Below are 26,611 nucleotides of genomic sequence, written 5' to 3'. Positions count from 1 at the left end.
AAGTCCTACGGGAGCGCGCTCTCGTCGTGACGCCGTATCCCGTCGGTGAAGCAGTCCTCAGAGAAAGGGCGACGTGGAGGGGCGACGAACTCGTACGCGGTTTTTCTCAACCTTCGATAGTGGGGGAAGCATTATAATTACGGGATTCTGAAATGAAACATGGACGAGAATCGACGGAACGTCATCGCCGCTCTCGCCGCCGGCACCCTCGGCGGCAGCGGCATCGTAGTCGGTAACCAGTACTTTCAGCAGTCCAAATCTGCATCGCAACCCCAAACGACGATCGCGGGCGAGAGTGGCCTGCAAGCCGCCTCTGCACAGACGGAGACAGCGACGACAGCAGAACCGACCGCGACCACGCCGACGTCCACCGAGACGACCACCGAAACCTCGACGACCGAGACATCGACTACTGAGACGACCACCGAAGCCACAACGACGACGACCGAGACGACTACGGAGAAGACGGCCACAACGCCGGAACCAACTACCACGGAAACGACTACTGAGGAACCAACTCCCACTCCGACGACGACTCCTGACCCGGAGAGCCAGGTCGAAGTCTCCTTCTGGGTCGTTCAGAGCACAGCCGTGCCGGGAACAATTTACGGTGTCGACCTGAACAACGACAACGACTTTGCGGTCCGAGTGACGGTCAAAGGCGAGTGGGAGTGGGGGAATGGAGATACACCAACGAGGATTGAGACGTACACCGTCGGTGCGTACGATACCCTGGAAGAGCGTCTCGGCACGCCGGCACTTTCGAAGTACGAGACACTCGTCTCCCACGACGCCTCGGTCGAATCCATCACAAAAGCCTGAGGCAGGGGTTGTCCTCGGGGGCTACACCCGCTTGCTCACCGACGAAATCCGTGACTGGATATCGTTGATGACCTCGCCGACCGACTGCCGCGAACCAAGCCGTAGCACGACCTGCTCGGGCGACTGCTCAACTTCTCGCACGACCATCCGCTCCCCTTGGGTAGGCAGTCCGTCGAGGGAGAGGTCGTCGACGAGACTCAGGCCTGCATCATCCTTCGGGATGGTGACCGTCGCACTCCAGAGCGGCTCCTGAACTCGCTGAATTAGATAGAGCGCCGCATGCTGGCACGCCCGCTCCGTCGCCAACTCTGGGATCGTCCGGATAACTTCCGGCGGGTCACTCCCCGCAGTCTCCGCCGTATACGACCCTTCCACCTTGTACTGGTAGTCAATCTCGTAGTCCGTCGAGTCGGACATGCTCCCAGTACTCAGTACCTTGATACGGCCGTTGATGCGGTCGAGCTCGTAGTCCGTCCCGTAGGTGAACGTCCCCCCAGTGGAGAAGTCCCGGACGATCTCCGTGGTCGGCACCAAGTTCGAATGGTTCAGCGGCAACCAATTATCATAACTCGACGTAAAGTCATCCCCGCGGACAGGGCGAGCCGCGCCCTTGATGACGGCTTTGAGGTACTTCGACTCGACGTTCTTCTGCACCGAGTAATCGACGAGCGCGGTGTCGCTGTCGGCAGTCCTCAGTCCAGGTTCGGTCCACTCGACCGACCACCCGTTCTGGTCGCGCTGAAGCTCCCAGATGAAGTTGCCGTAGTTGGCGATTTGGTTGAACACCGACTTCAGCGAGTCGTCGTACTTCTGGCCGTCCAAAATCGGCGTATCCTCGAGGTCGCCGTAGACGGTGAAGCTCTCGATGCGCTGGGTGTTGAATCCCTCCATCGGCGTCGGGCTATTCCGAGTGCCGTACCGACTGAGCGTCACCCGGAAGGTCAGCGATGTCCCCGTGTTCGGGAAGCTCGTCTCGAAGCTCGATGTGTTGCTCGCCGTCTCCCAGGTCGTTCCCTCGTCGTTACTTAACGCGAGTGCCTGGCCGTTCGAGGTATCGTCCATCGACACCTCGACCCGGCCGCCCGTCACGTTGAACGCGGTGGTCGTCGTCTCGAACTCGATCGGGAGGGCGTCTGGATGACTCTCCGGCCCGTTCAGGCTATGGTTGGGGAGGGCGTCGTTGTCGAAGAAGTAGTTGTACCTGCCGTCGAACCCGCCGAAGATATCAACGAACGCCGATTCGCTCCAGTCTTGGCTTGACGGCGTGCTGTCTTCAATCTTGACGCGAATCGTGCATGTCTCCCCGGCGTTCAGTGGCGATGAGATGGTCCCGGTCTGGTTCGTCCAGTTCTCGCCGATGCTGAACCCCTCGGAGGTGCCAGCGAATTGCTCACCGTTGATGGTCGCCTTGAGGGGCGGGCCGTTGCTAATCCCGTTTGGGTTCCCGAACCGGACCCATCCGCTGGCCTGTCCGGCAGGGATGTCGTAGGCCGGCGTGAACTGGGCTTCGACGTAATTCCCGTCGTTGGAGAGTTCAATGGCGTTGCCGGCCGTATCTGACAGGTCGCTGGTGACGTTCCAGTCGACGTCTGTGTGCGCGGTCCCATCGAACTCCGTCGAGTCGCCCCACGCCTCCAGGTGCCAAGCGGTTTGCTTCGTCTGGACGCCACCGTCGACGATTTCGGCCGGCTGGTCCGACGGAATCGTGACGAAGTTCTCAAACTCCGACTGCGTCGACGCCTCCTGAATCACCGTATCCGACCGCGTCGACGTCGAAGGGTCGTCGACATGCATCGCGTAGCTCGTGTTATTCTGGCCGAGCTCCTTCGCCGCCAGATGCGCTTCGTGGTTGTCGAACTCTGCTTGCACGCGGTCATCGAGTTCCTTCCCGCCACGCCCCTCCAAGACGGTTCGACCGGGCTCCATCCGGACGTTGATGAGCTGGTCGATCGGGAGAATCCTGCCGTCCTTCCAGACCGACAGCGGAGCTTCCTCGAACGCCTCGCCTTGCCACTTCTCGTCTCGGGGAACGGGGATCTCGATGCGGGGGTAGTCGTTGAGCGCCGGCGTGAACTGTGGATCGTCGAGGAGTTGCGGCCGAAGCGCCTGCCCAGAGGGATGCTCGACCTTCACCTCATAGCCCTTCGAGCCCGTTCGCTCACGGGGGACGCCGCTCGACGCGGTCGAAACCGTGTTCGTCGCCGCCGACTCGTTCGTGGCGTCCTCGGTGAACGCCTCGATCTTGTACCTGTAGTCGTTCCCTGGACTTAGCGTGTCGTCGGTGAACGACGTGATGTTCGGGTCGACCTCGCCGACCTCCATCCACGGCCCCCAGCCGTAGTCGTACTTTCGAGCTCGGTAGATGCGGAAGCCGTTCTCGTTGTCGGACTGTTCGCTCCAGGTGACCTCGGCCGTGAGCGCTGCCGTGATGGTCGCGGCCGGATTCGTCGGCGTGGGGAATGCCGTGACAACCGTCGCACTCGCCGTCCACGTCCCGGGGGTGTGCTCAGTTTCCGTCCGAAGCTGGACCTCAAACTCTTCGCCGTCCGGGAGCCCCCGAATCGTCGCCGACGTCATCGCCTCACCGACGGTCCCCCAGTCCGTCCACGTCGACACGTCAGTCTGACGGTACCTCAACCGATAGTTCCCGTAGTCGATGACGTCCGGCCATGTCGCGGTGATCTCGTCCTCGATCCCGTTGTCCAGGCTTGGCGTCTGGGCGTCGGGGAGGTCGGTCGTCGCGGTCACCACGCCCGAATCCGATTCAGCATCCTCGGTATAGGCGGCGACCTTCAGCTCGTACTCCTCACCGTCGCGCTGGCTCGTAGTCGTGTAGGACGTCGCGTCTGCTGCGGCCGTCCCGTCGAACGTCCACGAGGCCGTCCCTGTCGGTCGGAGGTAGACGCGGAACTCGTCCTCGTTGTCACTCCGGTCCTGGAATGCGACTTCGAACTGGTCCCCGGAAACCGTGAGTGAGTCGATGACCGGCGCGGGGAGGATGGTCGTCGCCGATACCTGTGAGGAGTCCGCCGACGCATGGTCGGTGACACGCCGAATCGTGTAGTAGTATTTCTCACCGTCGGGGACGGGAGTGTCCGTCCACGAGGTGGTGCTCAGCGTCGAGATCGTCGTCTGGAGCGTCCCCAGACTGCCATCGGTCGACCGATAGATCTCCCAGACGCCGTCGCTGGAGTTGTCGTTCCGCGTCCAACTGACACCGATCTCATTCTGGGTCGACGTGTCGAGCGTGACCCCCGACGCCGCTGGGAGCGAGGTGGTCGCAGCGACGTTGACCGACGGGTTGTCTTCCGTGGTGCCGTAGACCGGTGCGAGGCGGTAGTGGTACTCCTCGCCGGACTCCAATCCGGTATCCGAGTGTGTTGTGGTTCCAGCCGCAATAGTCGCTATCTGGGTGTAGTCAGCGAGAGACGAACTGGATGCTTGCGCCCGGTAGAGGTGGTACTCGTCGGCGTCGGGTTTCGCATCCCACCCGAGGTCGATTTTGGTGCCGCTCGCGACCGTCGCGGTCAGCCCGGAGCCGTCCGTCGCGGCCGTCCCGGTCGTCGCCCATCCGCTGGTGGTGTGTTCGGTTTCCGCACGAATCCGCCACTGGAAGGTGTCTGCGCTCTTCGAGACGGTGAACTGTTGGCTTGTCGTGTTCGCCGAGAGGTCCGTAACGTGGGTCCATGCACCGCCATCGACGGACTTCTCGACTCGGAAGCTGGTTTCGTTGTCGGTGTTATCCGTGAAGCTGAGCGTGATAGCGGTCGGGGTGTCGACGGTCTGGGACGCCCCGGACGGAGCGGACAGACTGGTCGTCGCCGAATCCTCGTTCGAATACGATGAGGTGCCGGAGGCGTTGTACGCCCTGACTCTGTAGGTGTACAGTTCGCCGTCGAGGACGTTCGGATCATCGTATGTCGTCACCCCCGCGTTGACGGTGGCGATTTCGCTGAATCCCGACCCGTCGTGGGCACGCTCTATCCGGAACCCGTCTTCGTTGTTGCTGTTGTCGTCCCACGAGAGCGACACGTCGTCCGCGGTCGCGGAAGCGGCGAGGTTCGACGGTGCGGCCGGTGGCGCAGAATACGTCCAGTAGTCCGTATAGAAATTGACGTTGCTGGACCCTCCTTCGAAGTAAAACCCGAACCCGCCGGTCGAATACCTGCTGTCTGTGACGGAGACTTCCCCAGCGAGCGCACCGGACTGGTTGTAGACTCGGGCCGTTATCGTGTCCTGCCAGTCGACTTCTATCTTGAACCATCCATGCGTATCCGGGATGGTCGCGTTTGCAGAAGCAAGCATGGTGCGACTGTTGACCGAACTCCCTGTGCGGTCGAAGATGTAGATGTTGTCATACTGCGGGGTGACGTGGACCTCGTAACAGCCGTTGACAGAGGAGCCGCCGAACAGTACCCCCAGGCGGTTATATTGCCCGGCGTGGTTGAAGTATCCCGAGAAGGTGGAGCCTTTGGGCGGGTAATTGGGAAGTCCTCTGGACGAATAGTAGATGCCCCCGCCGTCTGTGTCGGCGTTTACGTGGCCGGAGTACGTCCCGCTGTAGACACGACTCGTGCTGGCGTTGAATTTTTCGTCGTTCCAGTGTTGCGTGTATGCTGAGGTGTCCCCGTCTTCGAAGTTGTCGATGACGACCATCTACTTTCGCACCTCCGATCGATCCACCAGCGTCTGAACCTCCTGCGGATCATAATCCGAACCGGACGCGACCGGCGCGAGGAGATCCTGGAGCCCCGACGGCGTCGGCGGCGTCTCGTTCTCCGGCACCGTCCAGAGCGGCCACTCCCAACCCCGCTTCAGACTCATGTTCAGATAGTACTCTGCGGTCGGCGACTGACTCGGATCCTCGAATCGGACCTGCGCCTCGATGCTCGCGAGCCCGATCTCCGTGACGTCCAGACCGGCGAGCTCCCAGTTCGACGTGCCGAGCGCGACCGCCGACCAGGTGCTCGTCGACGAGTCCCACTCCTCGACCGCGAGTGAGTTCGCCGCGGTGTCGAACGTGAGGCGGACGAGGCCGTTATCGCACACCGGATTTCCGGAGAAATCGTGACTCGTCGAGAACACCTTCTTCCACTGCAGATAGCCGTCTCCGTCAAGTTTCGAGCCGTGACCCTGGGTATCCCAGACCCGAACGTCGACATCCGCCTCCGCGGTGTAGTCAACGTCGTAGACGAGCGTCGGGTTCGTGAACGAACTCGCTTTCGCGTCGACGACGTCTACATCACCGAGCTCTGCGCTCCGGGTCTCGACAACCGCGACCGCCTCGGTCTGCTTGGACTCCGAGTCACTCCATCGGACGTCCTCCGCTGCGGTCGGCACGCCGACGAGCGCGGTCTGGTCGTTCCCGAGGTCGTTCTCGACCTGAACCACCGTCGTCGAGATCGCGCGCCGTCGCGATGCTCGGGTCCCGTCCTTCGCGAGCGACAACCGATACCGATAGAGGTTCTGAGCCTTCGGATCTGCCGGTCGGACGTCTGCTTCCTCGACCGAGTAGTAGCCGTCCATCGGCGTCGACGTCCCACGTCCCGCAAGCGGGAGTGAGCTGTCGCCCGCTGCGGTTGCGAGCTCTTCGAGTTCCGACGCCATCTTCTCCGCGTACTTCCCCCGGTAGACGCCGGACAGCGCCCGCGTTCCGGGTTCAGAACTCACATGCTGGACCACGCCGGAGTCGTTGTCGAGGAGGCCGTGTTTGCTCAGGTTCTGGCGCTGCTGCTGTTCGGTCTGGGTTTGGCCCGCCCTTGGGAGAGCGAGCGCGTACAAAAGCAGGTCGGTCATGTTATGATTCGGTCTGTTGCATTCCGTCGAACACGTCGTTCAGGTCCGCGATTTCGACGACCGTGAGGCTTCCATCGAAGATGCTCGACTCGTCTTTTGGAGGGACCATGTTCGGACTCTCGACCGCGACGTCGAGATGATCGTCGAGAAATCCGTTTGGGGTGTACTGGCCATACTCGAAGCGGGCAGGCGTGATACTGTCCGTCTGGCCGACCCGGAGGTAGTTCATGAACACGTTCATTCGGGTGATACGATCCGCTCCCGTTGCCGTGCGTTTGTTCGGCCCCTTAGCGGGGTCCGGGCTGGATCCCCACTGGCCGGTTTCACCGGTCCAGCCCATGAAGTCGATCTCGAAGACGTGCTGACCGCCGCCCTGGTCGAGACTGATTCCTTTTCGCTTTGATGCGCCATCGTCGAGGAGACCGACGAAGAACGCGTACAGGTTATCGCCAGCGCTGTCTATCAGGTAGCCCGTTCGAATGGACTCCTCGACGTCCACCGATTTGAACTCGAACCTCCCGGTTTCTTTCGTTCCGTCTCCGTCGACGTCGGCATCGATTTCGAGAGCTACGTTCGATTCGACCATGCTATCTCCTCCAGGATCCGTTCCCGTCGAACTCCTTTTCGAGCTTCTTCACACGGCGCTCCAATTTCCGTGTCTCCCGCCGCTGCTTCCGCTTCAGCTCCGAGAGGTCGACGTTGTAGGTTGGCGAGTATTCGACCTTCGGGCGCTGCTGCTTCCGTTCTCGTGCTTTGTTTCTTCTCGTATCTCTCCCGTTCTTCGCGCCTGCACTGCCGCTCAAGGCGAGGAGACCGCTACCTCTGAGGAGAGCTCCTCCGGCCATTTCACCGAACGGAAGAGGACCGTCAGCAAGCGCGAGGCCGCCAGCAGCGAGTCCCAGGCCGGCGGCGCCTGCTGCCTTCCCTGGATTGTCCATTGCCCACCGTCCTGCTCCTTCGACGGCATTGTTTCCAGGAAGAGTATTCCACAAGACGGAGGCAGTCGCTGCCCCTGTCCCGAGGAGCTGGTCGACGAGGCTCGGATTACTGCGCCCGCCATCGTTCGGACGAGTGACCGCCGGGGATCTGTCCGGCCGGCCGAGGCCAGGATGGGGTCCAGGTCCAGGCCACTCGTTCGGTGTTGGCGGTGGGGCCGCATCACCGCCGTCGTCTCCGTTGCTATCCTTCTTGATGAACTCGGAGATGGTGATAGTCCCTGTGATGAATGACGCGATACCTACGGTCCCGTTCAAGATGTCCGCTGCAGGAACGATCCCAGTGATAAGGTCCGTCGCGCTGACGGTCCCTGAAATGAGGTCTACCGACTTGACGGTCCCAGAGACGATTTCGTAGGCGCCGATGCTTCCCGAGATGAGGCCACTGATACCGACCGTGCCAGTGATAAGCGCCGACGCGCCTACCTTCCCGATCAGGCTCGCAATCGAGAGCGTTCCACCGAGCATCCCGCCAAGACCTCCACCCCCAGCACGACCGCGAAGGTTCCCCTTCTCGGTTACCTCCAGGAGCTCCCGAAGGAGATCGTTCCGGGTCCGGCTAAGGTCATGCTCGATCTCCCATTCGTCGAGGACGGGACGCTCCTGGAGGTCCTCACGGAGCCCCGAGAGGACGTCCGTCTGGGCGTCGAGCAACTGCCGCGACATCGCTCGCTCCCGGGATGCTCGTTCGACCGCGTCACCGCCGCCCGCGTTCGCCAGCTGGGACGACGCCGACGATGCGTCCACCTGGACGGTGACGTCTCCGATTCCGCTCTGAATCTCTTTTCGAGCATCTCGAAGCGAGGATTTCTCTACCTCGACTTGCAGGAGGCTCTTAGTGCTGAAGCTTGTCATGATTGAAAAACGGCCGTTACTTCACCCGAACCGTTCGGGGAGCTATTCAGACTGGAGAGTATGGATTACCAGCCGATACTGACTGGTCTGGTACAGTAAGAGGGCACCTCCCGCGTGCATGGCCGCATTCACGTAGTTCCCGTCAATAACTGGAAGAATCGCCAGAAGGAGGAAACCGTAGGATGCGTACTCCAGTGCCTTCGAAACGCGAGGGTCTAATTTAACCGAGCGAGCGGTTTCTATATCCATTGGGACGTGTTTGATTTCCCGATGGTTTAATCATTTACCCTCTCCGAACGCCGCGAACACCTCCTGAGCGTTAAGGAGGTCGTGGACGACGAGGTAACACTCGATGGTTCGCCACGGAAGCTCCTCGACGATGCGCGGATCAAGACCACGATGAAAGGCCAGCGCCTTCACGTAGTCGAGAGCTACTTGTCGGTCGACGTCTTCTTCGCTCGCTTCTCCGCTACTAATCGCCCGAAGGAGTTTCCCTCCTCTTCCCCGACCGACGTGAGCTCGTCGACGCGAGCCTCCGCCCACTTCAAGAACGGAATCGGGAGTTGCGCAACCGCCGCGACCGTCTTCTTCTCGTCATCCTCGTCCGGGAGGTATGGGGCGTCCACCGTGCCCTTGGCGACGAGATGGACGCGCGTCGCACCATCTCCGGGGCTACTCTGCCCGCGAGCAGCGGCCTCCGAGACGAGCGTGTCCTCGACGGCGCCGAACTCACCGCCGGTGAGGCCAGCGAGAGTCACGTGCTCTGCAGGCGTCGTCCAGTTCGAGATGACGGTGTCGGTGTGTGCTTCGTCGCGCGCCCATCGAAGCCCCTTCAGGTGAGTGTCGATTTCGTGGCCGCGCTGCGCGAGCTCGGGAACGACTGGGTTGTCGTCGTCGAGGTCGGCGAGCTGCTCGGCGAGTTCTTCGCGTTCGTCTTCGAGTCGCTGGATCTCCTCGGCGAACTCGATGGTTTCAGTTCGAAGCGGCATTACGCGACCGTCACCCCGTTGACCTGGTAGTCGAGATTCTCGTTCATGTCGTTCTCCGCGCTGACGAGGTCGCTCCAGTTGTACGTGTCTGGCGTGACCTCCGAGAGGTTGAACGTCTTCGTCGTCCCGCCGCCGTTCGTCACCGCGAACGAAGCGGACACACCGCCGACGGAGTCCTGGGGCGCGGTCGAGCCGGCCGCACCGTACGCGAGCGCGAGTTGGTCCGTCTCGGTCATGGTCGTGTCCGCCGACAGCGATGCCTCCGGCGCCGCGATGACCGCGTCGATGGGCTTTCGGCCGGACCCACGCTGGAAGCGGGCGATATTGCTAATTTGGAGCGTCGAGGACTGAAGCTTCGCCTGCGTCGTCGTATTCACGTCGAGCGACGTGCCGTGCCACTGGTAGACCGTTCCGGGGTCCTCGATGGTCGACGGGGTGATGCTCGTCGCGAGCTTCTCGTCGGCGTAGATGCAGGTCACGCTGACGCGTACCGGACCACCCTGCTCGTACCGAATCTGGTACTGCGTGGGTACGACACCGATGAGTTCGCGCTCCGCGGTCCCGGTGAGGTAGTCGATACCGAGATACCACCGTGACGACGCGGCGAGCCCCGGTGCAAACCCGGTTCCGGCGTCGTTAAAGATGAAGTTGTGATGGTTCCAGTGTTTCGCGATCCACGACGCCGAGAACGCGCCTTCGAGGTTGCCCTCGATGCTCTCGACCGACTCGACGCTATCGGGGTCGCGGATGCGCTGGAGCTGGTTCGACAGCTCGATCTCCTCGATGGTGACGTTCTTGCCTGGCAGGTAGTAGTCCGGCGAGGAGTCGGTGTCGTCGTCCACCACCGACCCCATGAAACTCGATTCGATGCCGTACGCGACCGTGCTGGTTCCGGCGCCGGTCATCGTGCTGTGCCTCCGTCAGGTGGGGTACTGCTGGTTCTGGTCATGGTAGGTCTTCGTAACCGTTGAACACGACGTCGAAGTCGGTGCGATAGTAATCCGCGTAGTTGCTCGACTGCGGCGCCTCGTTCGTAATCCGTAAGTCGGTGTACGTCACGTTCGCCCCGCCCGCGTTCGGATACGTCCGTTCGACGAGCAGTGCATCCCGGACACGGGAGACGAGCCCGCCGTCGTTGTCGAACGGAATGCCGCTACTGCCGTTCGGGTCGACGTACCCGAACTCGCGGTGCGTGAGGCCTTCAATGCGAACACCGACGACGGCCTCCCGCGAGTGGTCGTACTCCGTCCCGATCGGCTGACTCGTAACATCCGAGAGCGTCGCACCGACGTAATTCGCCTTCTCCAACTCGGCCGTCCGCGACCGAATACTTCCATCGAGGATCTTGCTCTCGTCGCGGTCGACTCGCTTCAGGGGCGTGGTGAGCGAGCCAACGACGGAACCGAGTTGGGTGAGTACCCACTCGACTTCCGGAGCGCTCATGACTGGACCTCCCGACGAAGCCAGTTCAATGCGTCCCGGGCTGCTCGCGTCTCCTTCACGCCAGCGACCTCGACCTCTGGCAGGAACACGCGGTAGCCGTTGCCCTCCTGGTCGAACTCTTCACGAACCCACTCCGGTGGATTGTGGCGCTCTTCCCAGACGAACGAGAGCACGGGGTCACCCTCGATGGTGTGGTCGCTCGTGCCGAACTCGAGATAGACCATCGCTTCGTGCGTCCAGCCCCACCGAATGGTGAGCCGGTTGGCGGACCGATCTACCTCGACACCGCCGAAGCTGTCGATGATGGAGTCGACTCGGTAGTCAAACTCCCGTCCGTACTCGCGGAGGCGGTCGTGGGTGAACTGGACGGCTTCGTGAACGAGGTTACCTTGCTTCCCTATGAGTTCGTGTTCAGCCTCGTCCAAGACGGCCTCGCGGAGATCGTCCTCGAAGCTACTGTCGAGCTTCATTGGTTGATTCCCAGGTTGCCTTCGTGGTAGACATCGAGCAGTTCCTCGGCCTTCGACCGCATCTCGTCAGCCTTCGTCTCGATGTTGTACACCGTCGCGTTCTGCGGAATCTCCACGACGGCCTCCTCGACCAGATCAGACCCGGCCAAGAATGCGACCGCTCGCCGGACGTTCCGGGGGATGCCCTCGTGGCCGTAATCGAGCGCGGCGTACACGGCGTTCGACAGCGACGGGATATCGTCGTCTATCGAGTGGACGTTCAGATAGAGCTCGGAGACGCCGCCGTTGTTGATGCGCACCCAGTAGTCCTTACCTCGGTGCTGGTTGCCGACACCGCCGGTGTAGTCGCTGGAGGCGACCCAGTCGTCGTACCCGCCCTTCTTGTTGACGACCGAGAGTTCGGTGATCGCCTTGACGTCCTTCCGTGCGAGCCGAATCCGAGTGTAGGCCGGGATGTCCTCCTCGTAGATGTTGCCGGTCGAGAGCCGGATTTCTTGTTTCGGCTCGCGGCGGAGGTCTTGCCAGCGCTGGCGGTCGTGGCGAGGGCCGGCTTCGAGTAGTGCGTCGCTGTTCCGGCTGTACCGGAAGCGTTCGCGCTCGCTCGCACCGTCGACGAGCGCCCCGTGCGTGGGGATGTCGTGCTCGTCGTCGCGAGAGTTCGGGCCTGTCGGGATGAGGTTGTCCGAGTCCTCGCTGATACCACCTGGGATGTACCAGTGCCGGCTGATGGTCTTTTCCAGCCACTCGGTCTGCGACGTGATCGCGTCGAGTACGATGTTGCGGTCCTGCTCGACGTCACCCGGGAGTGATGCTTCTCGCAGCGCTCGGCGGACATCCTCGACGGTACAGTACCCAGTTGGCATGACTCACTACCTCGGGTTGTTCCGCACTTCGGCGCTGATGGTCGTGCCGTTCGCACTCGTCAGCTGGACGGTGTCGGCTTGTGGGACGTCGACGACGTAGGACCCGGTCGCGTTGAGCGTCCGACTGTCGACATCGTACGTCCCCGCGTCGCCGACGATCTCGATGGTGATCGTGTCGTCGGCGTTCCCGTTGAGTCCCTCCAGCGCGACGCAGACCGCGGGCGTGTGGTAGCCGTCGACCGAGGCGGACACTGTCTCGGACGCACCGAACGTCTTCGAGGTCGCGAGGACGGTGCTGGCGTCCCACGCCGGCATGGATTAGGCCTCCTCGTCGGAGTGGTACGCGCAGGGAAGGTCTCGACCACACACCTCTCCGTCGGACTTGACGACGTCGCAGGTGTTGGATCCGTCTTCGCCTTCGGTGGTCTCCTCCTCGTCGGACGCTGGTTCATCAACCAGCGACTCCTTGACCTCGGCGGCGCGTGCCTCGATGTCGCGGACGTACTCGAAGTCGCCGCGCTCCTCGCAGAGGTACGCGGCCATCTCCTCGTCGACGTCCACCTGATCTCCGATCTCGAATCGGCGGTCGAGCGGCCGGAGGTACACCAGGCCACCGTCGGTTTTCTCAACTCGTGGCATGGTCAGGCACTCCCGGTCGCGATGACGACCCAGCCGCTGGCGGTTCCGTCGACGTTGCAGACGGTCGCAGTCGCGCCCGCGCTCGTGATGTTCGCCGGGCCCGTCCCGACGAAGTCCGCATCGGTGAACGACAGCGTCGGCGTAGCCGCGCCGCCGTTGTGGACGACGGTGACCACACGGCCAGCCTCCGCGGCGCCGCTGAGGTCGACCGTGTTCGTCCCGTCCGCAGTGACGACGTGAACGTCCGTGTCGGCGCCGACCACCGTGTCTGCGGCGTTCGCCGGACTGTCGGTGACCACGTTGCCCACCGCACCATCGGCGAGATGCTTGCCGTTCTCGTAGCGCTCACGGATCTCTGCGTTGGTGGTTGGTCCAGCCATCGGTTACCAGCCTCCGGGTTCGAACGCGTACGTCTCCGAGTCGAGCGTGACGCTGGTCGCTTCGGTCATTCCGCCACCGTCGACGGTGTAGGCCAGGTTGACGGTGTTCGAGTCCCAGACCTTGGTCACGACTGCATTGTGCTCTGCCCCGTCTGTGTCGACGAACGTCCCGAGGTCGCCCTTTTCAGGTCCATCGTCGTCGTCGAGGTCGTCTGCGATTCGACGGATCTCCTGGCGTTCGTGGTCGTCGAGACGGAGCCGGTGCTCGGCGTTTCCGTTGGTGCTGACAAGGTACTCGGTACCGTGCTCGTCAGTCTCGGTGTAGAGTGTCATCTCAGATTACTCCGTTAGGCCGCCGGGTCCGCGATGTTCTTCACGAGCACGCCGGCCTGCATCCGCTTGATCTGGAAGTCGAACTGGCCCTCCAGCCAATTCCGGGAGTGCAGCCGGTTCTCGTGGACCTTGTCGGTGTCCGTCGTCTGGTCGAGCTCCATCTGCTCGAAGAGCCCGAACGCAAGGTTCTCGGGGTCCGTGAGCATCGCGTAGCTGGTCGGCCAGCCGTTCACGCCAACGACGTCGTAGCTGAACGGCGTGATGTCGGAGTCGCCGAAGATGACCGCCGAGCCGAGCGGGTCTTCGCGCTCGGTCAGGCTCATGGTGTAGGCCTGGACCTGGTCGGGGTTGCAGAGGAACTTGACACGGTCGGGGTCGCGGAACCGCGAGTCGAGCGTCGTGATTGTGTCGTCGAACATCTGCGTGTCGACCGACGCGCCAGCCATATCGACCTGCGGCATCGTGCTGGTTTCCGCGTCGGCCGTGTCCTCAAGGCCGATGCGGTCCGACGCCGAGTCGCTTCCTTCTGCGATGGCGAGCCAGCCGTTCCACGTGGTGTCGAGTTCGGCCGCACCGCCGATGGACTGGAGGTTGCCGCAGATGCACCGGCGCGGATGCCGATGAGGCCGATGTCGTTGCCCCAGCGCTGGACGAACTGGTCGATGATGTAGTCGCCGAACTGGTCGGGCCCGTAGTGCGTGTTCTTCAGCGCGTCGCGCTTGGGCTCGACGAGGATGTAGTACGACTGGTCCGTCGCGTTGAACTTGACTTCGCCCGACTCCGCCGCGGAGTTCGTCGTCCGAGAGGCCTCCTCGGCACGAGCGTGGCCGGAGAGTCGCGGGACACCGAACTGCGGGACTTCCTGCTCGAGGCGAGCCAGCGTCATGGTGTCCGCCATGCCGAGGATGTTGACCTCCTTCTGCATCCGGTCGAGGAACTCCTCGGTGACTGCGCTCGGAAGCTGGAAGCCGTCGAGTTCCGTCAGCCCGATGTCCTTCTGCGAGAGAGTCGCCTGCTGGTTCTGCTGCCGTACTGCGTCGATAGTGGTGTTCGTTCCCATGTAGAAATCGCTCCGTTAGGACAGCGCCTTCCCGATCGCGGTGAGGCCGTCTTCGTCGTTCTCGTCCGTTTCAGCCGAGGCTTCCAGCTGGTCGCTGTAGCCGGACTGCTGGCTGATGGTGTCGATGCGCTCGGCCTGCTCGTCGATGTCCGACTTTAGGGACTTCGCCCACTCGGGCGCGTCCTCCATCGGGTCGACGTCGTCGCTGGCATCCTTCTCGCCCTCGTCGCCGTCGGTGTCGGCGAGGTCGTCGATGCGCTTGGACTGTTCGGTGAGCTGTTCCTGGAGTTCCTTGGCCCACTCGGGGGCTCGGTGTCGTTCTCGTTGGTCATGTCGTCAGCGGTCTCCGTGCCGCTCTCGTCGTCCGGCGTGTCGCCGCCGGCGGCGTTCTTGTCGTTCTCTACCTCCTCGTCCTCGTTCTCGTCGTCCTCGTCTTCGTCGCCGTCGTCGGCCCACGTCCGGGCGCTGTGCTCGGAGAGATCGAAGGTCGTGTCCTCGCGATCGGTGAATCGTGTCATGCCGTGGTCGACGCCGGCGTCCTGGAGGACATCCAGACTGGCGTCGATGGTGGCATACAGGCGGTGGCGGTTCGCCGTCGAGAGCGTGCGGCCCTCCTTGTCGATCGGGTCCACCTGCAGGCCGGATGCGCCGAACAGCGTCTTCGCTGCCTTCGCGTTCAGCGTGTCCATCTGCTCAGTGGTGTTGCCGGTCGCCTGTTCGAGGTCACTGGTACTCCCGTAGATGCTGACGTGCGGCTCGTCCAGCTCGTCCGGGAACACCTCGTTTCGCCAGTCGACGTACACGTCGCTGTTCGGGAAGTCGACCCCGATTCCGAGGACCTCGTCCTCGTAGTTCTCGGCCTTGTCCTCTGGGGCGACAACGCGGAAGATGTCCGCCTCGAAGCCGCCCGCGTCTTTCTCGCGACCGCGGTCCGGGGCCTCGGACACCGCCTTGTCGTCATCGGTCCCGGAGAGTACTCTGAGGAACGCCTTTCCTGCAGACGCGAGCAGGCCCTTCGAGCCGGGCTCGCCCGCGCCCTCGACGTCGACCGCGCGGTTGAGGTACTCCCAGAGGCGCTCGGCCTCGTCATCGGAGTGACCGCGCTGCTGGGCTTCCTCGATGAAGCCGTCGCGGTTGCCGAGGTGGTCGGCGAGTCGCTTCTCGGCGTCGGCCTTCGTCTCCAGAATCTGAGCGTCTGGTACCGCCGGGATGTCGACGGCCGAGACCTCGCGGATGATGCCGTCGACGAGCTCCCATACGAGGGCGTCCTCGGGAGCGTCGTCAGGGAGGGAGACCTCGTCGGGGAGTTCGTCCTGCTCCATCGGGCCATCCCACGAGACGTTGATGGCGCCGATCGAGTAGCCTTCGAGGATGCCGTCGTCGACGAGGCTCCAGAGCTCCTCGTCCTCGAACTTCCAACTCTGAACCCACGCACCTTCGGGGGCGGTCGTGCCACCGATGTCCGTGGCTTCGTCGAGGACCTCGTTGCGTTCGAGCGAGGCGTGTTCGTCGGGGAACACGGCGTGCATGACGCCGCCGCCGGCTTCGCCGACCGCCTCGAAGTTCTCGAACTGCTCGGCGAACTGGGCGATCGTCTCCGGTCGCTCCCAGTCGCCCTGGAGGTCGACCGCCCAGGGCACCATCACGATTCCGGTGGCGATCTGCTCCTGGTCGTCCTTCGCGACGAAGTCGACGTCCTTCCGGAGGGTCGACTTGTCGGACTTATTCACGGGGGGCATGTTTCAGCCCTCCTCATCTTCGTCGTCGGCGTCTGCGTCGGCGTCCTTGGTCTTCCCGAGCTTTTGGGCTCGACCGGTCGAGAGGACGCCGCGCTTCTCGCCGCGCGCTATGTCTTTTTCCGTCATGGTGGTCGAAAAGTCAGTTCAGCCCGGTCGAACCTCACACAGGGGAGTCGGGTCGCTCCCTGGATCATCGGCAGTTGGGCGATATGTTAAGTGGTTACAGAATAGCTACACTTCATATGGGTTATGGGCAGAACTACGGGTCGAATTACGGAATATCAACACCGAGTGAAGCTGCTGATGCCTTTAGCAGATTCTTAGATGTATTACCATCCTTGGAGGATCTGGTTCAACAAATCGTAATCCGCCTGATTTGGGAGTTCTTATCCTCCGAGATACCCTTTGAACAGATCTTGCGAGCAATCAACTTGCTCTGGGAACAGCTCCAGAATAGTGAACTGTGGTGACCCGTGTCGGCACCAGACGGTCGAGGTCTTTACATTGATGAAACCTATGCAGGAATGTCGTCCGGGACGTCCTCCGAGTCCGGCGCCGGGCCCTCGGGCAGTCGGTCGTGGAAGTTCGTGATCTCCACGTAGGGGTACTCCAGTCGGATGGAGTCGTAGTGGTAGCTCCCGTGGCTGGAGGCGTTCACGAGGCCCGCCCACTCCGTCGTCGGGACGTTCACGTACGCGTACAGCGAGTTCTGTCCCTCCTCGCGCTTGAACGAGAGGAAGAGCTCCTGCTCGCCGAAGTCGTAGAGGCCCTCGTCGAGGTTCGAGCTGTTGAACTTCGTCTGCTCGATCGGGTCCTTGCTGACCAGGTCGGCCTTGACGTCGGCCCAGTCGCGCTCGCCGATCTTGTTGTGCTCGGGCGGCGCCGCTGCGGCGCGCACCTGCTCGGGTCCTCCCGACGGTGTCCCGCTACCGACTGGCTGGGTGTCGCTGCCGACGTCCGCGACGAGCGTCTGGCCGTCGACGGGATGGTCCTCGGGGAGCGGGTCCTCGCCGACCATCTCCAGCGCCCGGTTGACCGGAATCGCCCCCCGAACCGCCTGGATCTTCCGGCGAGCGACCTCGGCCTCTTCCTTCGGCTGGTCGGCGCCGCGGAGCTCGTACTCGATGGTCCAGTCCGAGACGCCGAACGCCTTCTGGTGGATGATCTGGTAGAGCCGCTCGGCGAACTTGTGCTGCTCCGGCGCGATGATGTTCGTCGCGAAGTCGTGGACCTGCTCCTTCGAGTTCGCCCGGTTCGACGTCTCGGTCACACCGATGAGGATGGGCGGGACCTCGTGAACCTTCGCGATCTCGTGTTCGTTCTTCTCGCGGAACTGCCGGAAGTCCATCTCCTCGCTGATACCCTGGCCGAGCGGTTCGAGTTCTATCTCGACGTCCTCGTCCAGGTGGGACTGGAACTTCTCGACCTCGAGAACGACCGTTCGATGAGACTCCTCGCGAAGGCCGTAGAGCATCTGGCGGAGGTCGCGCTTGGACTCCTCGGAGAGCTCTCCGCCAGTCACCTTGATGACCAGGCGGGGAATGGTGTCGTTGTCGAAGAACTCGCGGTTGTAGTCCTTCGCCGCCTCGTCCGCGGAGATCGTCCGGATAGCGGACACCCAGTCGGGGATGCCATAGTCCTGCTCCAGGGGACTCGGGTTGCGGATGAAGATGAGTTCGTTCGCCGGCCCGTTGTCGAGCGCTTCCGCGCTCCCCTTCGCGACGTCGCCGTTCTCTTTGTCGACGAAGATGGGCTCGCGGTCGTCGTCCCCTTGGCCGCGGTACCGGTCGCCGGCGACGCCGAAGAAACGCCGGCGGCCGTTCCGGACTTGGACGTACCCGCGGGCTCGAAGGTCGTCGTTCGGCGCGTCATGGCCGATCGCTCGCTCGTCGTCCTCGCTGGCCCGGGGCTTCCGGACCCGGACAGTGTTCGCCGGGACGTGCGCGAGCCCGACCGGTTCTCCCTCCGCGTTCGCCAGGATCTCCAGACACGCCCAGCCAATCGAGTGGTAGTCCTGGCGGGCGAGTTCCTTCACCTCCTCGGGCGTCGTCGGCTCCGCCGACCGATGGGGGCCGGTGAGCCACCGGGAGTCCCGGCTACGCCAGAAGTCGGTGACCGTCTCGCGCTCGTCCTCGCTCGCGTCGTCCGGGTCGACGTCCTCGTGCGGGACGATGTCGAAGCCGAACCCGACCTCGTAGCGCGCCTTCTTGCGGACCGACGTGGCGTGCGTCTCGTTCAGTTCGAGGAACGCGGCGAGCCGGTCGGGGTTGTACGGTGGCTTGATGCCGATGCCGAGCGTACGGATGCGGCGCTCGGCGAGCTGGGTGCTGTTCTCGGCCTTCGAAGCGGTCTGGTTTGACCCGATACCCTCGACGTTCAGCGACACCTTCGAGCCATCGCTGTCGGATTCGTTCTTACTCATAGGTATGAAATTCCTGAAGTGTCATCGTCGTCGCCGGCGAGCGCGCCCATGCCCTCCAACCGGCGGATGCCCTGCTCGGCCATGTACCACGCCGCAATCAGGTCCGGCGTGTGGCCCGAGAGCTTCCCATCCTTGAGCTTGAGCGAGAGCGCGGCCTGGATGAAGTCCTCCGTCGGACCGTGGCCGCGGTAGAACTGGATGCCGCCGTTCCCGACGAGCGTCCGGAGCCGCGGGATGCCGTTCTCCCACGAGTGCTTCTTGCCCGTAGTTGGGATGCCCGTGACCTTCGACCGCAGCGACGCACTGAACTCGATGGCGTCGTTCGCGACGTACTGCTGCATCCCGTTCGACTCGATGACGACCATCGCCGGGTCGTACCGGTCGTCGAGGTCGAGGAGCTTCGCCCGGATCGCGCTGGGCTTCATCCCCGTCTCGGCGTGCGCGTCCAGGAGACGACGTCGACCGTCGCGACCGACGTGGAACACGACGAACGCCGCGTTGTCGCCGGTCGACGACTGCGCGGGGTCGTGTGCGACGACGGTCGCCTCGCCGGCGCCGGGCGTCATCTTGATAGGCGGGACTTGGTTCCGAATGGAGCAGCCGCCGTCGTCGACGAGCTGGTCGACGTCGGTTTTCTCGATGAGGTTCCCGCTCGCGCCCATGATGACCATGCAGAACTCCCGCCAGAACAGGTGCGGGCTCATCTGGGCGTACTTGTCCGCCAAGTACTGCGGCCCCCGTGCCTCCGGCCACAGGACGCGGACGGTGTCCCCGCCCTCGGAGAGCGGGTTGTCGACCTCCGTGTAGAGGTCCTCGGGTGGCCGGCGCTCCTCCCAGTTGTCGTCGTCCCCGAACTCTTGGTCCCAGACGTCGAGAATGGCTGGGTACTCGGTGAAGTCGTACGCCTCGCGGTCGGCGATGTGGCTGTAGATGTCGTCCGGGCGCTTGCGGGTGCCGATGATGGCGGTCTTCCCCGAGTCCTTGACCATCGGGACGGTGACGCCCTCGATCCACGTGAGGACGTTGTCCGTCTCACCGTCGCCGTGCTCCTTGATCAGGTCGTCGAGAATCAGCAGGTGCGACCGGTCGCCCTCGATAGCGCCGAACAGCCAACCGGCGTGGAGCACCGAGCCGTTCTGGAACTCCTTGACCTCCTTGGTGTCCTGGACCGGCTGGCTGTTCAGGTTCGTCAGCCAGGAGTTCCGCTCGACCAGCTTCCAGAACTCGGTGTCGGCCTTCTTGTGCGCCTGGCCCTGGGTGTTCGTAATCCAGTGCGCGCGAAACCCGTCGATGTACTCCAGGTGAGCGATGACGATGCCGAGCGTGGCCGTAGTCTTCAGGCTGTCACGGTGGGCGAGGAGGCCGACGTCCTTGTCCGACCGGAAGCGCTCGACCCAGTCGAGGTGGACGTCGGCGACCGGGATCCAGTCGTCGCGCTCGCCCTGCATGTACCCGTACGTGAGCTCGTTGAGGAACTCCTCCCACGGGCAATCCTCGAACGGGTTGAGAACCTCCCGGCGCCGCTCGGGCTCTTCGAGGTCACGCCAGATCTGCTCGGCCTGCTGGTCCGGGTCCAACTCGGCGAGCGCACTGTTCGGGTCGATGCTCATTCAGAATCACCATCCTCACGACGGCGTCGGAGGACCTCCCGCATGATGTCCTTCGTGCCCTCGTCGAGCGAGTGGTCGGCGTCGACGTTCGCGTCGACTTCGAGCTGGTCGGTGTTGTCGACGATGTTGAACTCTGCGAGCAGCTGGCGGGCCTCTCGCGTGAACCGCGGGTCGCCCGAGCGTTTGCCCTTCACGAGGTGCTCGAACGCGACCTCTGCGAGGACGTCCTTGATCTGCTCGGGGTCGTCGACTGCGTCGAGCATGTCGGCGAGCGCGTCCTCTTCGCGCTCGCTGAGGTCCGACCGGAAGTACTTGCTGAACGCACCGTGCTTGTAGTTCGGGTGGTCGGCGCCTTTCTTCGACTTCCCGCCGTGGGAGTCGCACTTCCCGTGCGGGCCGATCGCTGACTTCTTGCAGCGCTCGCCGGTGGACTTCGCGGTCGCTTCGCAGCGCCCGTGCTCGCCGTAGTTTCGGTCAGTCATTTGAGTCCTCCGAGGGGGTCCATGGGGTATCCGTCAGTTGGTGGGGGTCCATGGGGTCACCGCGGCGACGTGCGGGGACGTCGTGGGCCCGAGCGTGGACCGCGGGGTTGTTTCGTCTCGACGTCGCGGTCGTGCTCGCCGCCGAGGTGGCAGTTCTTGCAGCGCTTCCGGAGGTTGCTCGGGTGGCCGTTCGTGGGGTCGCCGTCGTGGTGGTGGTCGTCGACGCGGTCGGCGGTGTCGAGCGAGCGTCCGCAGCGAGGGCACTGTTCGCCAGCGCGATCGGCGTGGAGTCGACGGCGGTGGCGGTCGCGGAACTCAGGGTCGGAGGTCATCAGAAGTCGAGGAGGAGTTGGCGGGTGCATTCGCCACAGAGGGTGACGAGGTCTCCGGGCTCGTACCCGTGCTCTTTGAGGTGGTCGCCGTACGTGGTTGTTTTGAACCACTGCTCGCTGAACTCCGCGGTGAGCGCTGGCCGGTCCTGGGGTCCTTCGTCGCAGAAGCCGTCGCACTCGTAGATGTACGTCATCGGTCAGGTGTGTCGTTCGAAGCCGCGGGGGTCGAGGTTCTTCGAATCCCAGTTCTCGTGGACCCACGTGGTCGCGTCGTGCATGTCGACCTCCTTCAGGTGCGCTCGCGGGTGATGCTCCGGCGCCGGCTCTTCGTGGGCGACGAGCTCGACGCCCTCGCCGGTTTTGAAGCCCCGGATGTGGAGCTGACGGTGCGGGTGTGGCCGCGTCGGGTCGTAGAAGTACCGTCTGGCGTTGAGGTCCTCGCCGTAGTAGTGGTAAGAGAGCAACCAACCGGGGTTGTAGGACTGCTCGGCGAGCGTCGCGCGGACGTCCTCGACGGGCCTGTCGACGAGGCGGAGCGCTGCGTCGACCGTCGGACGCTCGACGGTGAACCAACGCCGGCGACCGGCGTAGATCACTCGGCGGAGGGCTCGCCACGGAACGCCGGCGAGCGGAACTTTACCGGTCTGTCGGTAGCGGTGGACGGTGCCGAGGAGTCCGACGAGCAGCGCCGCGACCGCTTGGGCGAGCGGGGAGTTGGCGAGGGTGAGGACGTGGTCGACGTTCATCGCTTCGACTCCGATCGCTGGGTGTCCGTCTTCTCGTCGGTCTCGGTCTTGTTGGCCGGGTCGCCTTCGCGGACGACCTGGATGCCCTTGACAGCGGCCAGTTCTCGGAGTTCAACGCCGTTGAGCAGCGCGGTAATCGCGAGCGCGGCGAGTGCGATGCTGGTCGGGTCGGCTCCTCGGTGGATCGCGTAGCCGGCGAGGCCGAGGATAAGGGTGGAGATGAACGCTGCTTTAAGGGCTTTCCATGCGCGGATGTCCATGTGTCTGGCGATTTCGCAGTTGTGGTCGATGACTTCCGTCGGGCAGAACCAGACGGGTTGTTTCGTACTCATGATGGGTTCGATGCTGGGGTCTACTCGTGAATCCGTTTCAGTTCACACCAGCACCCGGTCGAGTCGCGGATGCCGACGACAGTGACGTCGCCTTCCTCGCGGACTTGGAGTGGTGCTCCGAGCGCGAGTTCGATCGGTGGCTGGCGTTGCATGACTGGGTTCGTGTATCGAAAGAGTCCCTCAGCACACGGCGTCGCGAGGACGAACTGAGTTGGATAGGGGTGGATGACAGACTGGCCGCGCGCATCATCGGGACTACTGGTCTGTTTCAGTCCGTGGGTCGGTCCGAATGAAGTGGAGAATATCCTCGACTTGGTCGTCCGTCCAACGGCTTCCAAGTTGTTTAGCAGCGTTCGGGTCGATGCCGATGGGGTAGCCCGTAATCACCTCGTTGTCGTCGATGTTGACGACGAGTCGATAGGTGACGGCGTCGAACGTCTCTCGTAGCCAGTAGATGCTGTCGGTTCGCTTTCGACGGTCACCGCGTTCGATGCAGCCGTCGATGATCTCGCCGTCGAGGTGGCGCTTCCGGTCGGTGCCGGCGTCCGTCGTCTGCTGGCCGAAGTGGATTGACGGGTGGAACGCACTCGGCTCTCGTGGAACCTCGGGGGTGGGCGTGTCGGTGGACATCGCTGAGAAGGTTACGCGATCTTGAGGTGGCCGCGTTCGACGTGCTTGTCGAACGCCTGGTTGAACGTCCTGCGGATGGCGTTGGCGATATCGCCCGCGAGGAATTGGTCTCCTCTGCAGCTGGCGCCGCACTTCGGGAGAACCTCATCGCGTGGGGCGAGTTCGGCGGTGAGCTCACTCCCGCAGTGCGGGCAGACGGGGTCGACCACGGCGCGCATCCAGGCGACGTCGTAGCCGTCGCGGTGGAGGCGCTCGCAGAGCGCGTACCAAATCCATTCGTCGCGAGCGTCGCTTGCTCGCTTGAGCTGGTAGAGGTGGAGCGCGGCTCGCCGGAGCAGGTTGCGGTCGAGGTCGCCGTCGTGCATGCCGCGGTGGGTGCGTCGGAAGAACGTGATGAGCGCGCCTCTCGACGAGCAGTGTTCGCCGGTCGTGAGCAGTCCACTCTCGTCCTCGGGTGCTCGATAGGGGCGACGGCGCTCGTCCGGATGTCGGTCTTCCGAGAGACGGGCGCCGCTCTCCGGACAGATTGCATCCTGGCCCTTCATCGTATGTCACCGTCGAAGGAGGAGAAACCGCAGGCTGTCTCCCTCGGGGTCATCCGCCCCGTTGTGGGGCGTCCCGCGAGGGTGGCTTTGTCTCGGTGTTGTGGTAGGTGGCTGGTACAGATAACTCGTGGCGGTCGTAACATTATAAGTTTTCTCGATAATTTGCTTACGTTGTCAGCCAGATTACCACGAATAGCTTTCACTGGGCGAAACGCCATGGTCAGGCTTCACCTCGCTCCGACCGCATCCGCGCCAGCTTCTGCGACGCCGACAACGACTCCTCCTCAGTACTCCGCTCGTTCTTCCCCGACCCCTCGTACAACTTGACAGCGCGCTCCCGGCGCTCCTCCGCAGTCCAGTCGGGGAGGTTGCGCTCGCCGTGCTCTTCGAGGTACTGCTGGCGAGCGTCGAGCGCGTCCAACACTCGCTGGCGTCCCGGTTCGATGTCGTGCTCGTAGAAGTCGAGCGCGTCGGGGTCGACGGAGTCCGGCAGGTTCTGGATATCCTTCCCCCGCTGGAGTTTCCGTTCGACCGCGCGGTAGGCGTGGAGGACCGCCAACCGGTCGATGCCCTTGATACGGTCCCGAATCATCAGCGGGAGCTCGCCATCACTGCGGAGTGGCCGGTCGAGGAACTGAGCCGGGTTCTCCCCGATATCGTCCTTCAGCTTTCGGAACGCCTGCGCGTTCGAATCCGGCCTCACGCCGACTCACCACCTTCACCATCACCGAAGGGAGTGCTCCGCCGAAGGGTGAGTTGTGGCGTGAACCGCTCAATCAACTCCTTTGCCTCCTCGCTGTCCAGCGTTGTCGTCCTCCGCCGGAGGAACACGTTGTTGTAGACCGACGCGGTCAGCGTCTGGTCCTCGTACCCGATGTACGCGACCTCAGGGATCTCGTCGATTCGAAGGCAGATCTCCCCGCCGCTCGCGAACACCGCAAGCAGCCAGTCCTTCGGTTCCAACGACTCGAAGTCCGCCTCCTCCGACTTGCAGAACTCTCGGGCAACCGCGAGTTCCGTTGGGTGTTCTCGGTCTGCTGCGCCGAGCTCATAGCACACCGACTTGACTACTGTCGACGGCCAGACCCGTCCCTCGAGAGTCACGCCGACGCACCTCCCTCGACCGACTGCTGGAGACTCACTTGGCCGGACGACGATCCGAACACCACCGGTTCCGGAGTCTCGACCTCACGGCTTCCCGGCGCCGCGGTCACCGCTCGGAGGACTCGAAGCCACGACTCGATGCGCGGCCAGTGCTCGCGAACAGCGTCGAGATCCATCGGCCAGCCCTGGACCCGGCGGAGGGCCTCACCTCGCTCACCGTCGGGAAGGCCGACCGCTAACTCGGTCGCGAGACTTCGCACCGCGACCTCGAACGGCAGCTCGTCCTCGCCGTCGACGCGAACGAACCACGGTCGGATGTCCCAGTACCGCTCCTCGTCGTTCTTGAAGGAGAGGACGAGCCGGTAGCCGCCGGGCGTCTCCTCCAGGAGGCCCATGCCGACGAGCCAGTCGCGGTGGTTCTGCCACGTCCGACGCGAGACGTCGGCGCGCTCGACGAGCTCCGACACCGCAAGCGGACCCCTCGCCTCCAGGAGCGTCGCGACAAGCGACCGGACGCCCGGCGTCTCCCACGGCAGAACCCGTGTGACATCCAGTTCAGAGAGGCCGTACCGGACTTCCGACAGCCGGATGTCCCGCTGCTCGTCCTCCTCTTCTAAGGCGAACACTGCTTTCGCCGCATCGAACGGCGTCTCGACGAAGAGCCGGAGCGTCGAGACGGTCTCCCGGGTCACGTTGAGACCGCGGGCCGAGCACATCCGTTCGACGGCGCTCGCGAACCGCGGCCGAGTGAGGTCCCCCGTTGCTTCGACTGGAACTCGGACTCGGATGTCGGGCGCGTCCTCTCGGAGTTCGGCGGGCGAACCGAGGCGGTCGCGGAGATCCTCGACGAGCGCGTCCTCCTCTTGGCCGAGGTCGCCGACGATGCAGACGCGACCGATGAGCCGACCGAACGGGTCCTCGGCGTCGACGGTCGGGACGATCGCCGCGTCGTGCTTGTCGTCACGGGGCTCGAACAGCTGGCGGTAGACTGCCGAGTGACGGTACGTCGACTGGATGGAGACGCCGGTAACGAGGGATTTGACAAGGGTAAGCCGCTGTTCCTTCTTAAGTACGTCAGAACGCCCACCGTTCTGGCGGGGGAGGCGCACCTGCCGGACGACGTCGACGTCGACGAGGTCCAGGAGGTGGACCATCGTCCCGGCGAGGCCGAGCGCTTCCCGAGTGACGACCGACCGGAACTCGGCGTCACCACAGTCGTAGTCCCCCGAATACCAGCGTTTCGTCAGTTCGCACAGGTGCTCCTCGGCCTCCTCGAGTTCGTCGAGGTAGTCGGCGCCGTCCTCGACGGCGTCGGGGAGGTAGCCGAGGCACCGCGAGTCCCGGAGGATGTGCTTGTGCTCAGTGAGGAACGCGGCGATCTCGTCAGTGTCGTCGAGACGGTCACCATCGTCCAGGACACGGCGGAAGGTCGCCGGACTCGCTAACGCTCTGGCAACACACACCCAGTACTGCATCGGGTTCGTGAACTCCGCACCGACGACCAGCCGGTCGGCGTTGTAGTCGTAGTACCACCGGGGGCTTCCGCGGTCGTCCTGCTCCTGCAGGGGGTAGTTGACCACCGAGACGCCGTTCTCCGGCGTCGAGGCGGTCGTCGCGACCGCGTCCCACCGGGGGAGCGGTGTGACCTGGTGGTGGCGCGGTAGGCGGATGCGGTCCGGGCGGCCCTCCTCCCCACGTGTGCGGGCGCGGGGTTACACGGCTATCGTCGGACGACTTGCACACATCGCTAACGCAGTCATCGAGTTCGGACTGGGTGCCGAATTCGGCGTCGAGCCACTCCAAGAACCGGGTTCCCGCTGGCAGGAGTTCGACGGACTTGCTCGACCCCGTCGAGAAGTCGTTGGCGAGGCCGAGCGTGACGAGACCGCGCTCGTCATCGTGGAGGAGCTGGCTGCGCCGGCTCGTCGAGACGGCGAGTTTGCTGTCGAGCGCGCTGTACGACAACGTCTCGGCGTCTTCCTCGCTGAGCCAGCGTAGGATCTGGACTTCGGGTGAGTCGGGGC

33 protein-coding genes are annotated in these 26,611 nt (G+C 63.6%); 2 read left to right on the top strand and 31 right to left on the bottom strand.

Annotation, left to right across the window (positions count from 1 at the left end):
• Window positions 1-159 precede the first annotated feature (159 nt).
• Window positions 160-822: a hypothetical protein gene (locus NGM07_RS20155; protein ID WP_253514879.1), complete on the top strand. Its 663-nt coding sequence runs from the start codon at window positions 160-162 to the stop codon at window positions 820-822.
• A gap of 21 nt (window positions 823-843) precedes the next feature.
• On the opposite strand, the gene NGM07_RS20150 is transcribed toward NGM07_RS20155, so the two are convergent.
• The 31 genes from NGM07_RS20150 to NGM07_RS20005 all read right to left on the bottom strand — a co-directional run bounded on the left by NGM07_RS20150 (window position 844) and on the right by NGM07_RS20005 (window position 26,167).
• A complete protein-coding gene (locus NGM07_RS20150) occupies window positions 844-5,478 on the bottom strand; it encodes a fibronectin type III domain-containing protein (RefSeq protein ID WP_253514878.1) in 4,635 nt (1,544 codons plus the stop codon).
• Window positions 5,479-6,618: a hypothetical protein gene (locus NGM07_RS20145; protein ID WP_253514877.1), complete on the bottom strand. Its 1,140-nt coding sequence runs from the start codon at window positions 6,616-6,618 to the stop codon at window positions 5,479-5,481.
• Window position 6,619: 1 nt separating this feature from the next.
• Window positions 6,620-7,117, bottom strand: a complete 498-nt coding sequence (locus NGM07_RS20140; RefSeq protein ID WP_253514876.1) for a hypothetical protein — start codon at window positions 7,115-7,117, stop codon at window positions 6,620-6,622.
• A gap of 88 nt (window positions 7,118-7,205) precedes the next feature.
• Window positions 7,206-8,468 carry a hypothetical protein gene (locus tag NGM07_RS20135; protein ID WP_253514875.1) on the bottom strand — a complete coding sequence of 421 codons (1,263 nt, stop codon included), beginning with the start codon at window positions 8,466-8,468 and terminating at the stop codon, window positions 7,206-7,208.
• A 279-nt stretch (window positions 8,469-8,747) separates the two neighbouring features.
• Window positions 8,748-8,888, bottom strand: a complete 141-nt coding sequence (locus NGM07_RS20130) for a hypothetical protein (RefSeq protein WP_253514874.1) — start codon at window positions 8,886-8,888, stop codon at window positions 8,748-8,750.
• An 11-nt stretch (window positions 8,889-8,899) separates the two neighbouring features.
• Complete coding sequence (locus tag NGM07_RS20125) at window positions 8,900-9,457, bottom strand: hypothetical protein (RefSeq protein ID WP_253514873.1); 558 nt, start codon at window positions 9,455-9,457, stop codon at window positions 8,900-8,902.
• Entirely contained in the window at window positions 9,457-10,362 is a 906-nt protein-coding gene (locus NGM07_RS20120) for a phage tail tube protein (protein ID WP_253514872.1), read from the bottom strand. Before NGM07_RS20120 ends, NGM07_RS20125 begins: the two co-directional genes overlap by 1 nt.
• Window positions 10,363-10,402: 40 nt before the next feature.
• Window positions 10,403-10,900, bottom strand: a complete 498-nt coding sequence (locus NGM07_RS20115; RefSeq protein WP_253514871.1) for a hypothetical protein — start codon at window positions 10,898-10,900, stop codon at window positions 10,403-10,405.
• The gene (locus NGM07_RS20110; protein ID WP_253514870.1) at window positions 10,897-11,370 is read right to left on the bottom strand and encodes a hypothetical protein; all 474 of its coding nucleotides are present in this window, start codon (window positions 11,368-11,370) and stop codon (window positions 10,897-10,899) included. Before NGM07_RS20110 ends, NGM07_RS20115 begins: the two co-directional genes overlap by 4 nt.
• On the bottom strand, window positions 11,367-12,233 hold the full coding sequence (locus NGM07_RS20105; protein WP_253514869.1) for a hypothetical protein: 867 nt from the start codon (window positions 12,231-12,233) through the stop codon (window positions 11,367-11,369). The genes NGM07_RS20110 and NGM07_RS20105 overlap by 4 nt, the downstream gene beginning before the upstream one ends.
• Window positions 12,234-12,239: 6 nt before the next feature.
• Window positions 12,240-12,548: a hypothetical protein gene (locus NGM07_RS20100; protein ID WP_253514868.1), complete on the bottom strand. Its 309-nt coding sequence runs from the start codon at window positions 12,546-12,548 to the stop codon at window positions 12,240-12,242.
• A gap of 3 nt (window positions 12,549-12,551) precedes the next feature.
• Window positions 12,552-12,872, bottom strand: coding sequence for a hypothetical protein (locus NGM07_RS20095; protein WP_253514867.1), 321 nt, complete (start codon window positions 12,870-12,872; stop codon window positions 12,552-12,554).
• Window positions 12,873-12,874: 2 nt separating this feature from the next.
• Window positions 12,875-13,252 carry a hypothetical protein gene (locus NGM07_RS20090; protein ID WP_253514866.1) on the bottom strand — a complete coding sequence of 126 codons (378 nt, stop codon included), beginning with the start codon at window positions 13,250-13,252 and terminating at the stop codon, window positions 12,875-12,877.
• A gap of 3 nt (window positions 13,253-13,255) precedes the next feature.
• Window positions 13,256-13,585: a hypothetical protein gene (locus NGM07_RS20085; RefSeq protein ID WP_253514865.1), complete on the bottom strand. Its 330-nt coding sequence runs from the start codon at window positions 13,583-13,585 to the stop codon at window positions 13,256-13,258.
• A 14-nt stretch (window positions 13,586-13,599) separates the two neighbouring features.
• Complete coding sequence (locus NGM07_RS20080) at window positions 13,600-14,004, bottom strand: hypothetical protein (protein ID WP_253514920.1); 405 nt, start codon at window positions 14,002-14,004, stop codon at window positions 13,600-13,602.
• Window positions 13,905-14,645, bottom strand: a complete 741-nt coding sequence (locus tag NGM07_RS20075) for a hypothetical protein (RefSeq protein WP_253514918.1) — start codon at window positions 14,643-14,645, stop codon at window positions 13,905-13,907. The genes NGM07_RS20080 and NGM07_RS20075 overlap by 100 nt, the downstream gene beginning before the upstream one ends.
• A gap of 15 nt (window positions 14,646-14,660) precedes the next feature.
• The gene (locus tag NGM07_RS20070; RefSeq protein ID WP_253514863.1) at window positions 14,661-14,834 is read right to left on the bottom strand and encodes a hypothetical protein; all 174 of its coding nucleotides are present in this window, start codon (window positions 14,832-14,834) and stop codon (window positions 14,661-14,663) included.
• Window positions 14,801-16,384, bottom strand: coding sequence for an XkdF-like putative serine protease domain-containing protein (locus NGM07_RS20065; RefSeq protein WP_253514862.1), 1,584 nt, complete (start codon window positions 16,382-16,384; stop codon window positions 14,801-14,803). Before NGM07_RS20065 ends, NGM07_RS20070 begins: the two co-directional genes overlap by 34 nt.
• Window positions 16,385-16,387: 3 nt before the next feature.
• Window positions 16,388-16,510 (bottom strand): hypothetical protein, encoded by a 123-nt coding sequence (locus NGM07_RS25375; protein ID WP_256524396.1) that lies wholly within the window; start codon window positions 16,508-16,510, stop codon window positions 16,388-16,390.
• A gap of 388 nt (window positions 16,511-16,898) precedes the next feature.
• Window positions 16,899-18,806, bottom strand: coding sequence for a phage portal protein (locus NGM07_RS20060; RefSeq protein WP_253514861.1), 1,908 nt, complete (start codon window positions 18,804-18,806; stop codon window positions 16,899-16,901).
• A complete protein-coding gene (locus NGM07_RS20055) occupies window positions 18,803-20,416 on the bottom strand; it encodes a phage terminase large subunit family protein (protein ID WP_253514860.1) in 1,614 nt (537 codons plus the stop codon). The genes NGM07_RS20060 and NGM07_RS20055 overlap by 4 nt, the downstream gene beginning before the upstream one ends.
• Complete coding sequence (locus NGM07_RS20050; RefSeq protein WP_253514859.1) at window positions 20,413-20,898, bottom strand: hypothetical protein; 486 nt, start codon at window positions 20,896-20,898, stop codon at window positions 20,413-20,415. Before NGM07_RS20050 ends, NGM07_RS20055 begins: the two co-directional genes overlap by 4 nt.
• Before the next feature lie 56 nt (window positions 20,899-20,954).
• The gene (locus tag NGM07_RS20045; protein WP_253514858.1) at window positions 20,955-21,230 is read right to left on the bottom strand and encodes a hypothetical protein; all 276 of its coding nucleotides are present in this window, start codon (window positions 21,228-21,230) and stop codon (window positions 20,955-20,957) included.
• Window positions 21,230-21,424, bottom strand: a complete 195-nt coding sequence (locus tag NGM07_RS20040; RefSeq protein WP_253514857.1) for a hypothetical protein — start codon at window positions 21,422-21,424, stop codon at window positions 21,230-21,232. The genes NGM07_RS20045 and NGM07_RS20040 overlap by 1 nt, the downstream gene beginning before the upstream one ends.
• A gap of 3 nt (window positions 21,425-21,427) precedes the next feature.
• Window positions 21,428-21,976, bottom strand: coding sequence for a hypothetical protein (locus tag NGM07_RS20035; RefSeq protein ID WP_253514856.1), 549 nt, complete (start codon window positions 21,974-21,976; stop codon window positions 21,428-21,430).
• Window positions 21,973-22,308: a hypothetical protein gene (locus NGM07_RS20030; protein WP_253514855.1), complete on the bottom strand. Its 336-nt coding sequence runs from the start codon at window positions 22,306-22,308 to the stop codon at window positions 21,973-21,975. Before NGM07_RS20030 ends, NGM07_RS20035 begins: the two co-directional genes overlap by 4 nt.
• Before the next feature lie 255 nt (window positions 22,309-22,563).
• Entirely contained in the window at window positions 22,564-22,938 is a 375-nt protein-coding gene (locus NGM07_RS20025) for a hypothetical protein (RefSeq protein WP_253514854.1), read from the bottom strand.
• A gap of 11 nt (window positions 22,939-22,949) precedes the next feature.
• Entirely contained in the window at window positions 22,950-23,483 is a 534-nt protein-coding gene (locus NGM07_RS20020) for a hypothetical protein (RefSeq protein WP_253514853.1), read from the bottom strand.
• A gap of 220 nt (window positions 23,484-23,703) precedes the next feature.
• Window positions 23,704-24,186 (bottom strand): hypothetical protein, encoded by a 483-nt coding sequence (locus tag NGM07_RS20015; protein ID WP_253514852.1) that lies wholly within the window; start codon window positions 24,184-24,186, stop codon window positions 23,704-23,706.
• A complete protein-coding gene (locus NGM07_RS20010; RefSeq protein ID WP_253514851.1) occupies window positions 24,183-24,587 on the bottom strand; it encodes a hypothetical protein in 405 nt (134 codons plus the stop codon). The genes NGM07_RS20015 and NGM07_RS20010 overlap by 4 nt, the downstream gene beginning before the upstream one ends.
• Window positions 24,584-26,167, bottom strand: coding sequence for a hypothetical protein (locus NGM07_RS20005; RefSeq protein WP_253514917.1), 1,584 nt, complete (start codon window positions 26,165-26,167; stop codon window positions 24,584-24,586). Before NGM07_RS20005 ends, NGM07_RS20010 begins: the two co-directional genes overlap by 4 nt.
• Here NGM07_RS20005 and NGM07_RS20000 point away from each other — a divergent pair.
• Window positions 26,160-26,585 (top strand): hypothetical protein, encoded by a 426-nt coding sequence (locus NGM07_RS20000; RefSeq protein WP_253514916.1) that lies wholly within the window; start codon window positions 26,160-26,162, stop codon window positions 26,583-26,585. The genes NGM07_RS20005 and NGM07_RS20000 overlap by 8 nt on opposite strands.
• The last annotated feature ends 26 nt before the right edge of the window (window positions 26,586-26,611 follow it).

Source organism: Halorussus vallis (genome assembly GCF_024138165.1).
Classification (GTDB): Archaea; Halobacteriota; Halobacteria; order Halobacteriales; family Haladaptataceae; genus Halorussus; species Halorussus vallis.
The sequence above is the reverse complement of the archived record's forward strand: the minus strand, read 5'-3'. Positions and strand labels throughout refer to the sequence as shown.

Excerpts from the sequence above, each read along its gene's own strand:
- NGM07_RS20020 (WP_253514853.1), bottom strand. The coding sequence starts at position 23,483 with ATGAAGGGCCAGGATGCAATCTGTCCGGAGAGCGGCGCCCGTCTCTCG.
- NGM07_RS20065 (WP_253514862.1), bottom strand. The coding sequence starts at position 16,384 with ATGCCCCCCGTGAATAAGTCCGACAAGTCGACCCTCCGGAAGGACGTC.
- NGM07_RS20100 (WP_253514868.1), bottom strand. The coding sequence starts at position 12,548 with ATGCCGGCGTGGGACGCCAGCACCGTCCTCGCGACCTCGAAGACGTTC.
- NGM07_RS20120 (WP_253514872.1), bottom strand. The coding sequence starts at position 10,362 with ATGACCGGCGCCGGAACCAGCACGGTCGCGTACGGCATCGAATCGAGT.
- NGM07_RS20095 (WP_253514867.1), bottom strand. The coding sequence starts at position 12,872 with ATGCCACGAGTTGAGAAAACCGACGGTGGCCTGGTGTACCTCCGGCCG.
- NGM07_RS20055 (WP_253514860.1), bottom strand. The coding sequence starts at position 20,416 with ATGAGCATCGACCCGAACAGTGCGCTCGCCGAGTTGGACCCGGACCAG.
- NGM07_RS25375 (WP_256524396.1), bottom strand. The coding sequence starts at position 16,510 with ATGACGGAAAAAGACATAGCGCGCGGCGAGAAGCGCGGCGTCCTCTCG.
- NGM07_RS20050 (WP_253514859.1), bottom strand. The coding sequence starts at position 20,898 with ATGACTGACCGAAACTACGGCGAGCACGGGCGCTGCGAAGCGACCGCG.
- NGM07_RS20040 (WP_253514857.1), bottom strand. The coding sequence starts at position 21,424 with ATGACGTACATCTACGAGTGCGACGGCTTCTGCGACGAAGGACCCCAG.
- NGM07_RS20025 (WP_253514854.1), bottom strand. The coding sequence starts at position 22,938 with ATGTCCACCGACACGCCCACCCCCGAGGTTCCACGAGAGCCGAGTGCG.
- NGM07_RS20060 (WP_253514861.1), bottom strand. The coding sequence starts at position 18,806 with ATGAGTAAGAACGAATCCGACAGCGATGGCTCGAAGGTGTCGCTGAAC.
- NGM07_RS20125 (WP_253514873.1), bottom strand. The coding sequence starts at position 9,457 with ATGCCGCTTCGAACTGAAACCATCGAGTTCGCCGAGGAGATCCAGCGA.
- NGM07_RS20035 (WP_253514856.1), bottom strand. The coding sequence starts at position 21,976 with ATGAACGTCGACCACGTCCTCACCCTCGCCAACTCCCCGCTCGCCCAA.
- NGM07_RS20145 (WP_253514877.1), bottom strand. The coding sequence starts at position 6,618 with ATGACCGACCTGCTTTTGTACGCGCTCGCTCTCCCAAGGGCGGGCCAA.
- NGM07_RS20080 (WP_253514920.1), bottom strand. The coding sequence starts at position 14,004 with ATGTTCGACGACACAATCACGACGCTCGACTCGCGGTTCCGCGACCCC.
- NGM07_RS20070 (WP_253514863.1), bottom strand. The coding sequence starts at position 14,834 with ATGGAGGACGCGCCCGAGTGGGCGAAGTCCCTAAAGTCGGACATCGAC.
- NGM07_RS20135 (WP_253514875.1), bottom strand. The coding sequence starts at position 8,468 with ATGACAAGCTTCAGCACTAAGAGCCTCCTGCAAGTCGAGGTAGAGAAA.
- NGM07_RS20085 (WP_253514865.1), bottom strand. The coding sequence starts at position 13,585 with ATGACACTCTACACCGAGACTGACGAGCACGGTACCGAGTACCTTGTC.
- NGM07_RS20110 (WP_253514870.1), bottom strand. The coding sequence starts at position 11,370 with ATGAAGCTCGACAGTAGCTTCGAGGACGATCTCCGCGAGGCCGTCTTG.
- NGM07_RS20075 (WP_253514918.1), bottom strand. The coding sequence starts at position 14,645 with ATGGGAACGAACACCACTATCGACGCAGTACGGCAGCAGAACCAGCAG.
- NGM07_RS20090 (WP_253514866.1), bottom strand. The coding sequence starts at position 13,252 with ATGGCTGGACCAACCACCAACGCAGAGATCCGTGAGCGCTACGAGAAC.
- NGM07_RS20150 (WP_253514878.1), bottom strand. The coding sequence starts at position 5,478 with ATGGTCGTCATCGACAACTTCGAAGACGGGGACACCTCAGCATACACG.
- NGM07_RS20115 (WP_253514871.1), bottom strand. The coding sequence starts at position 10,900 with ATGAGCGCTCCGGAAGTCGAGTGGGTACTCACCCAACTCGGTTCCGTC.
- NGM07_RS20155 (WP_253514879.1), top strand. The coding sequence starts at position 160 with ATGGACGAGAATCGACGGAACGTCATCGCCGCTCTCGCCGCCGGCACC.
- NGM07_RS20105 (WP_253514869.1), bottom strand. The coding sequence starts at position 12,233 with ATGCCAACTGGGTACTGTACCGTCGAGGATGTCCGCCGAGCGCTGCGA.
- NGM07_RS20045 (WP_253514858.1), bottom strand. The coding sequence starts at position 21,230 with ATGACCTCCGACCCTGAGTTCCGCGACCGCCACCGCCGTCGACTCCAC.
- NGM07_RS20030 (WP_253514855.1), bottom strand. The coding sequence starts at position 22,308 with ATGAGTACGAAACAACCCGTCTGGTTCTGCCCGACGGAAGTCATCGAC.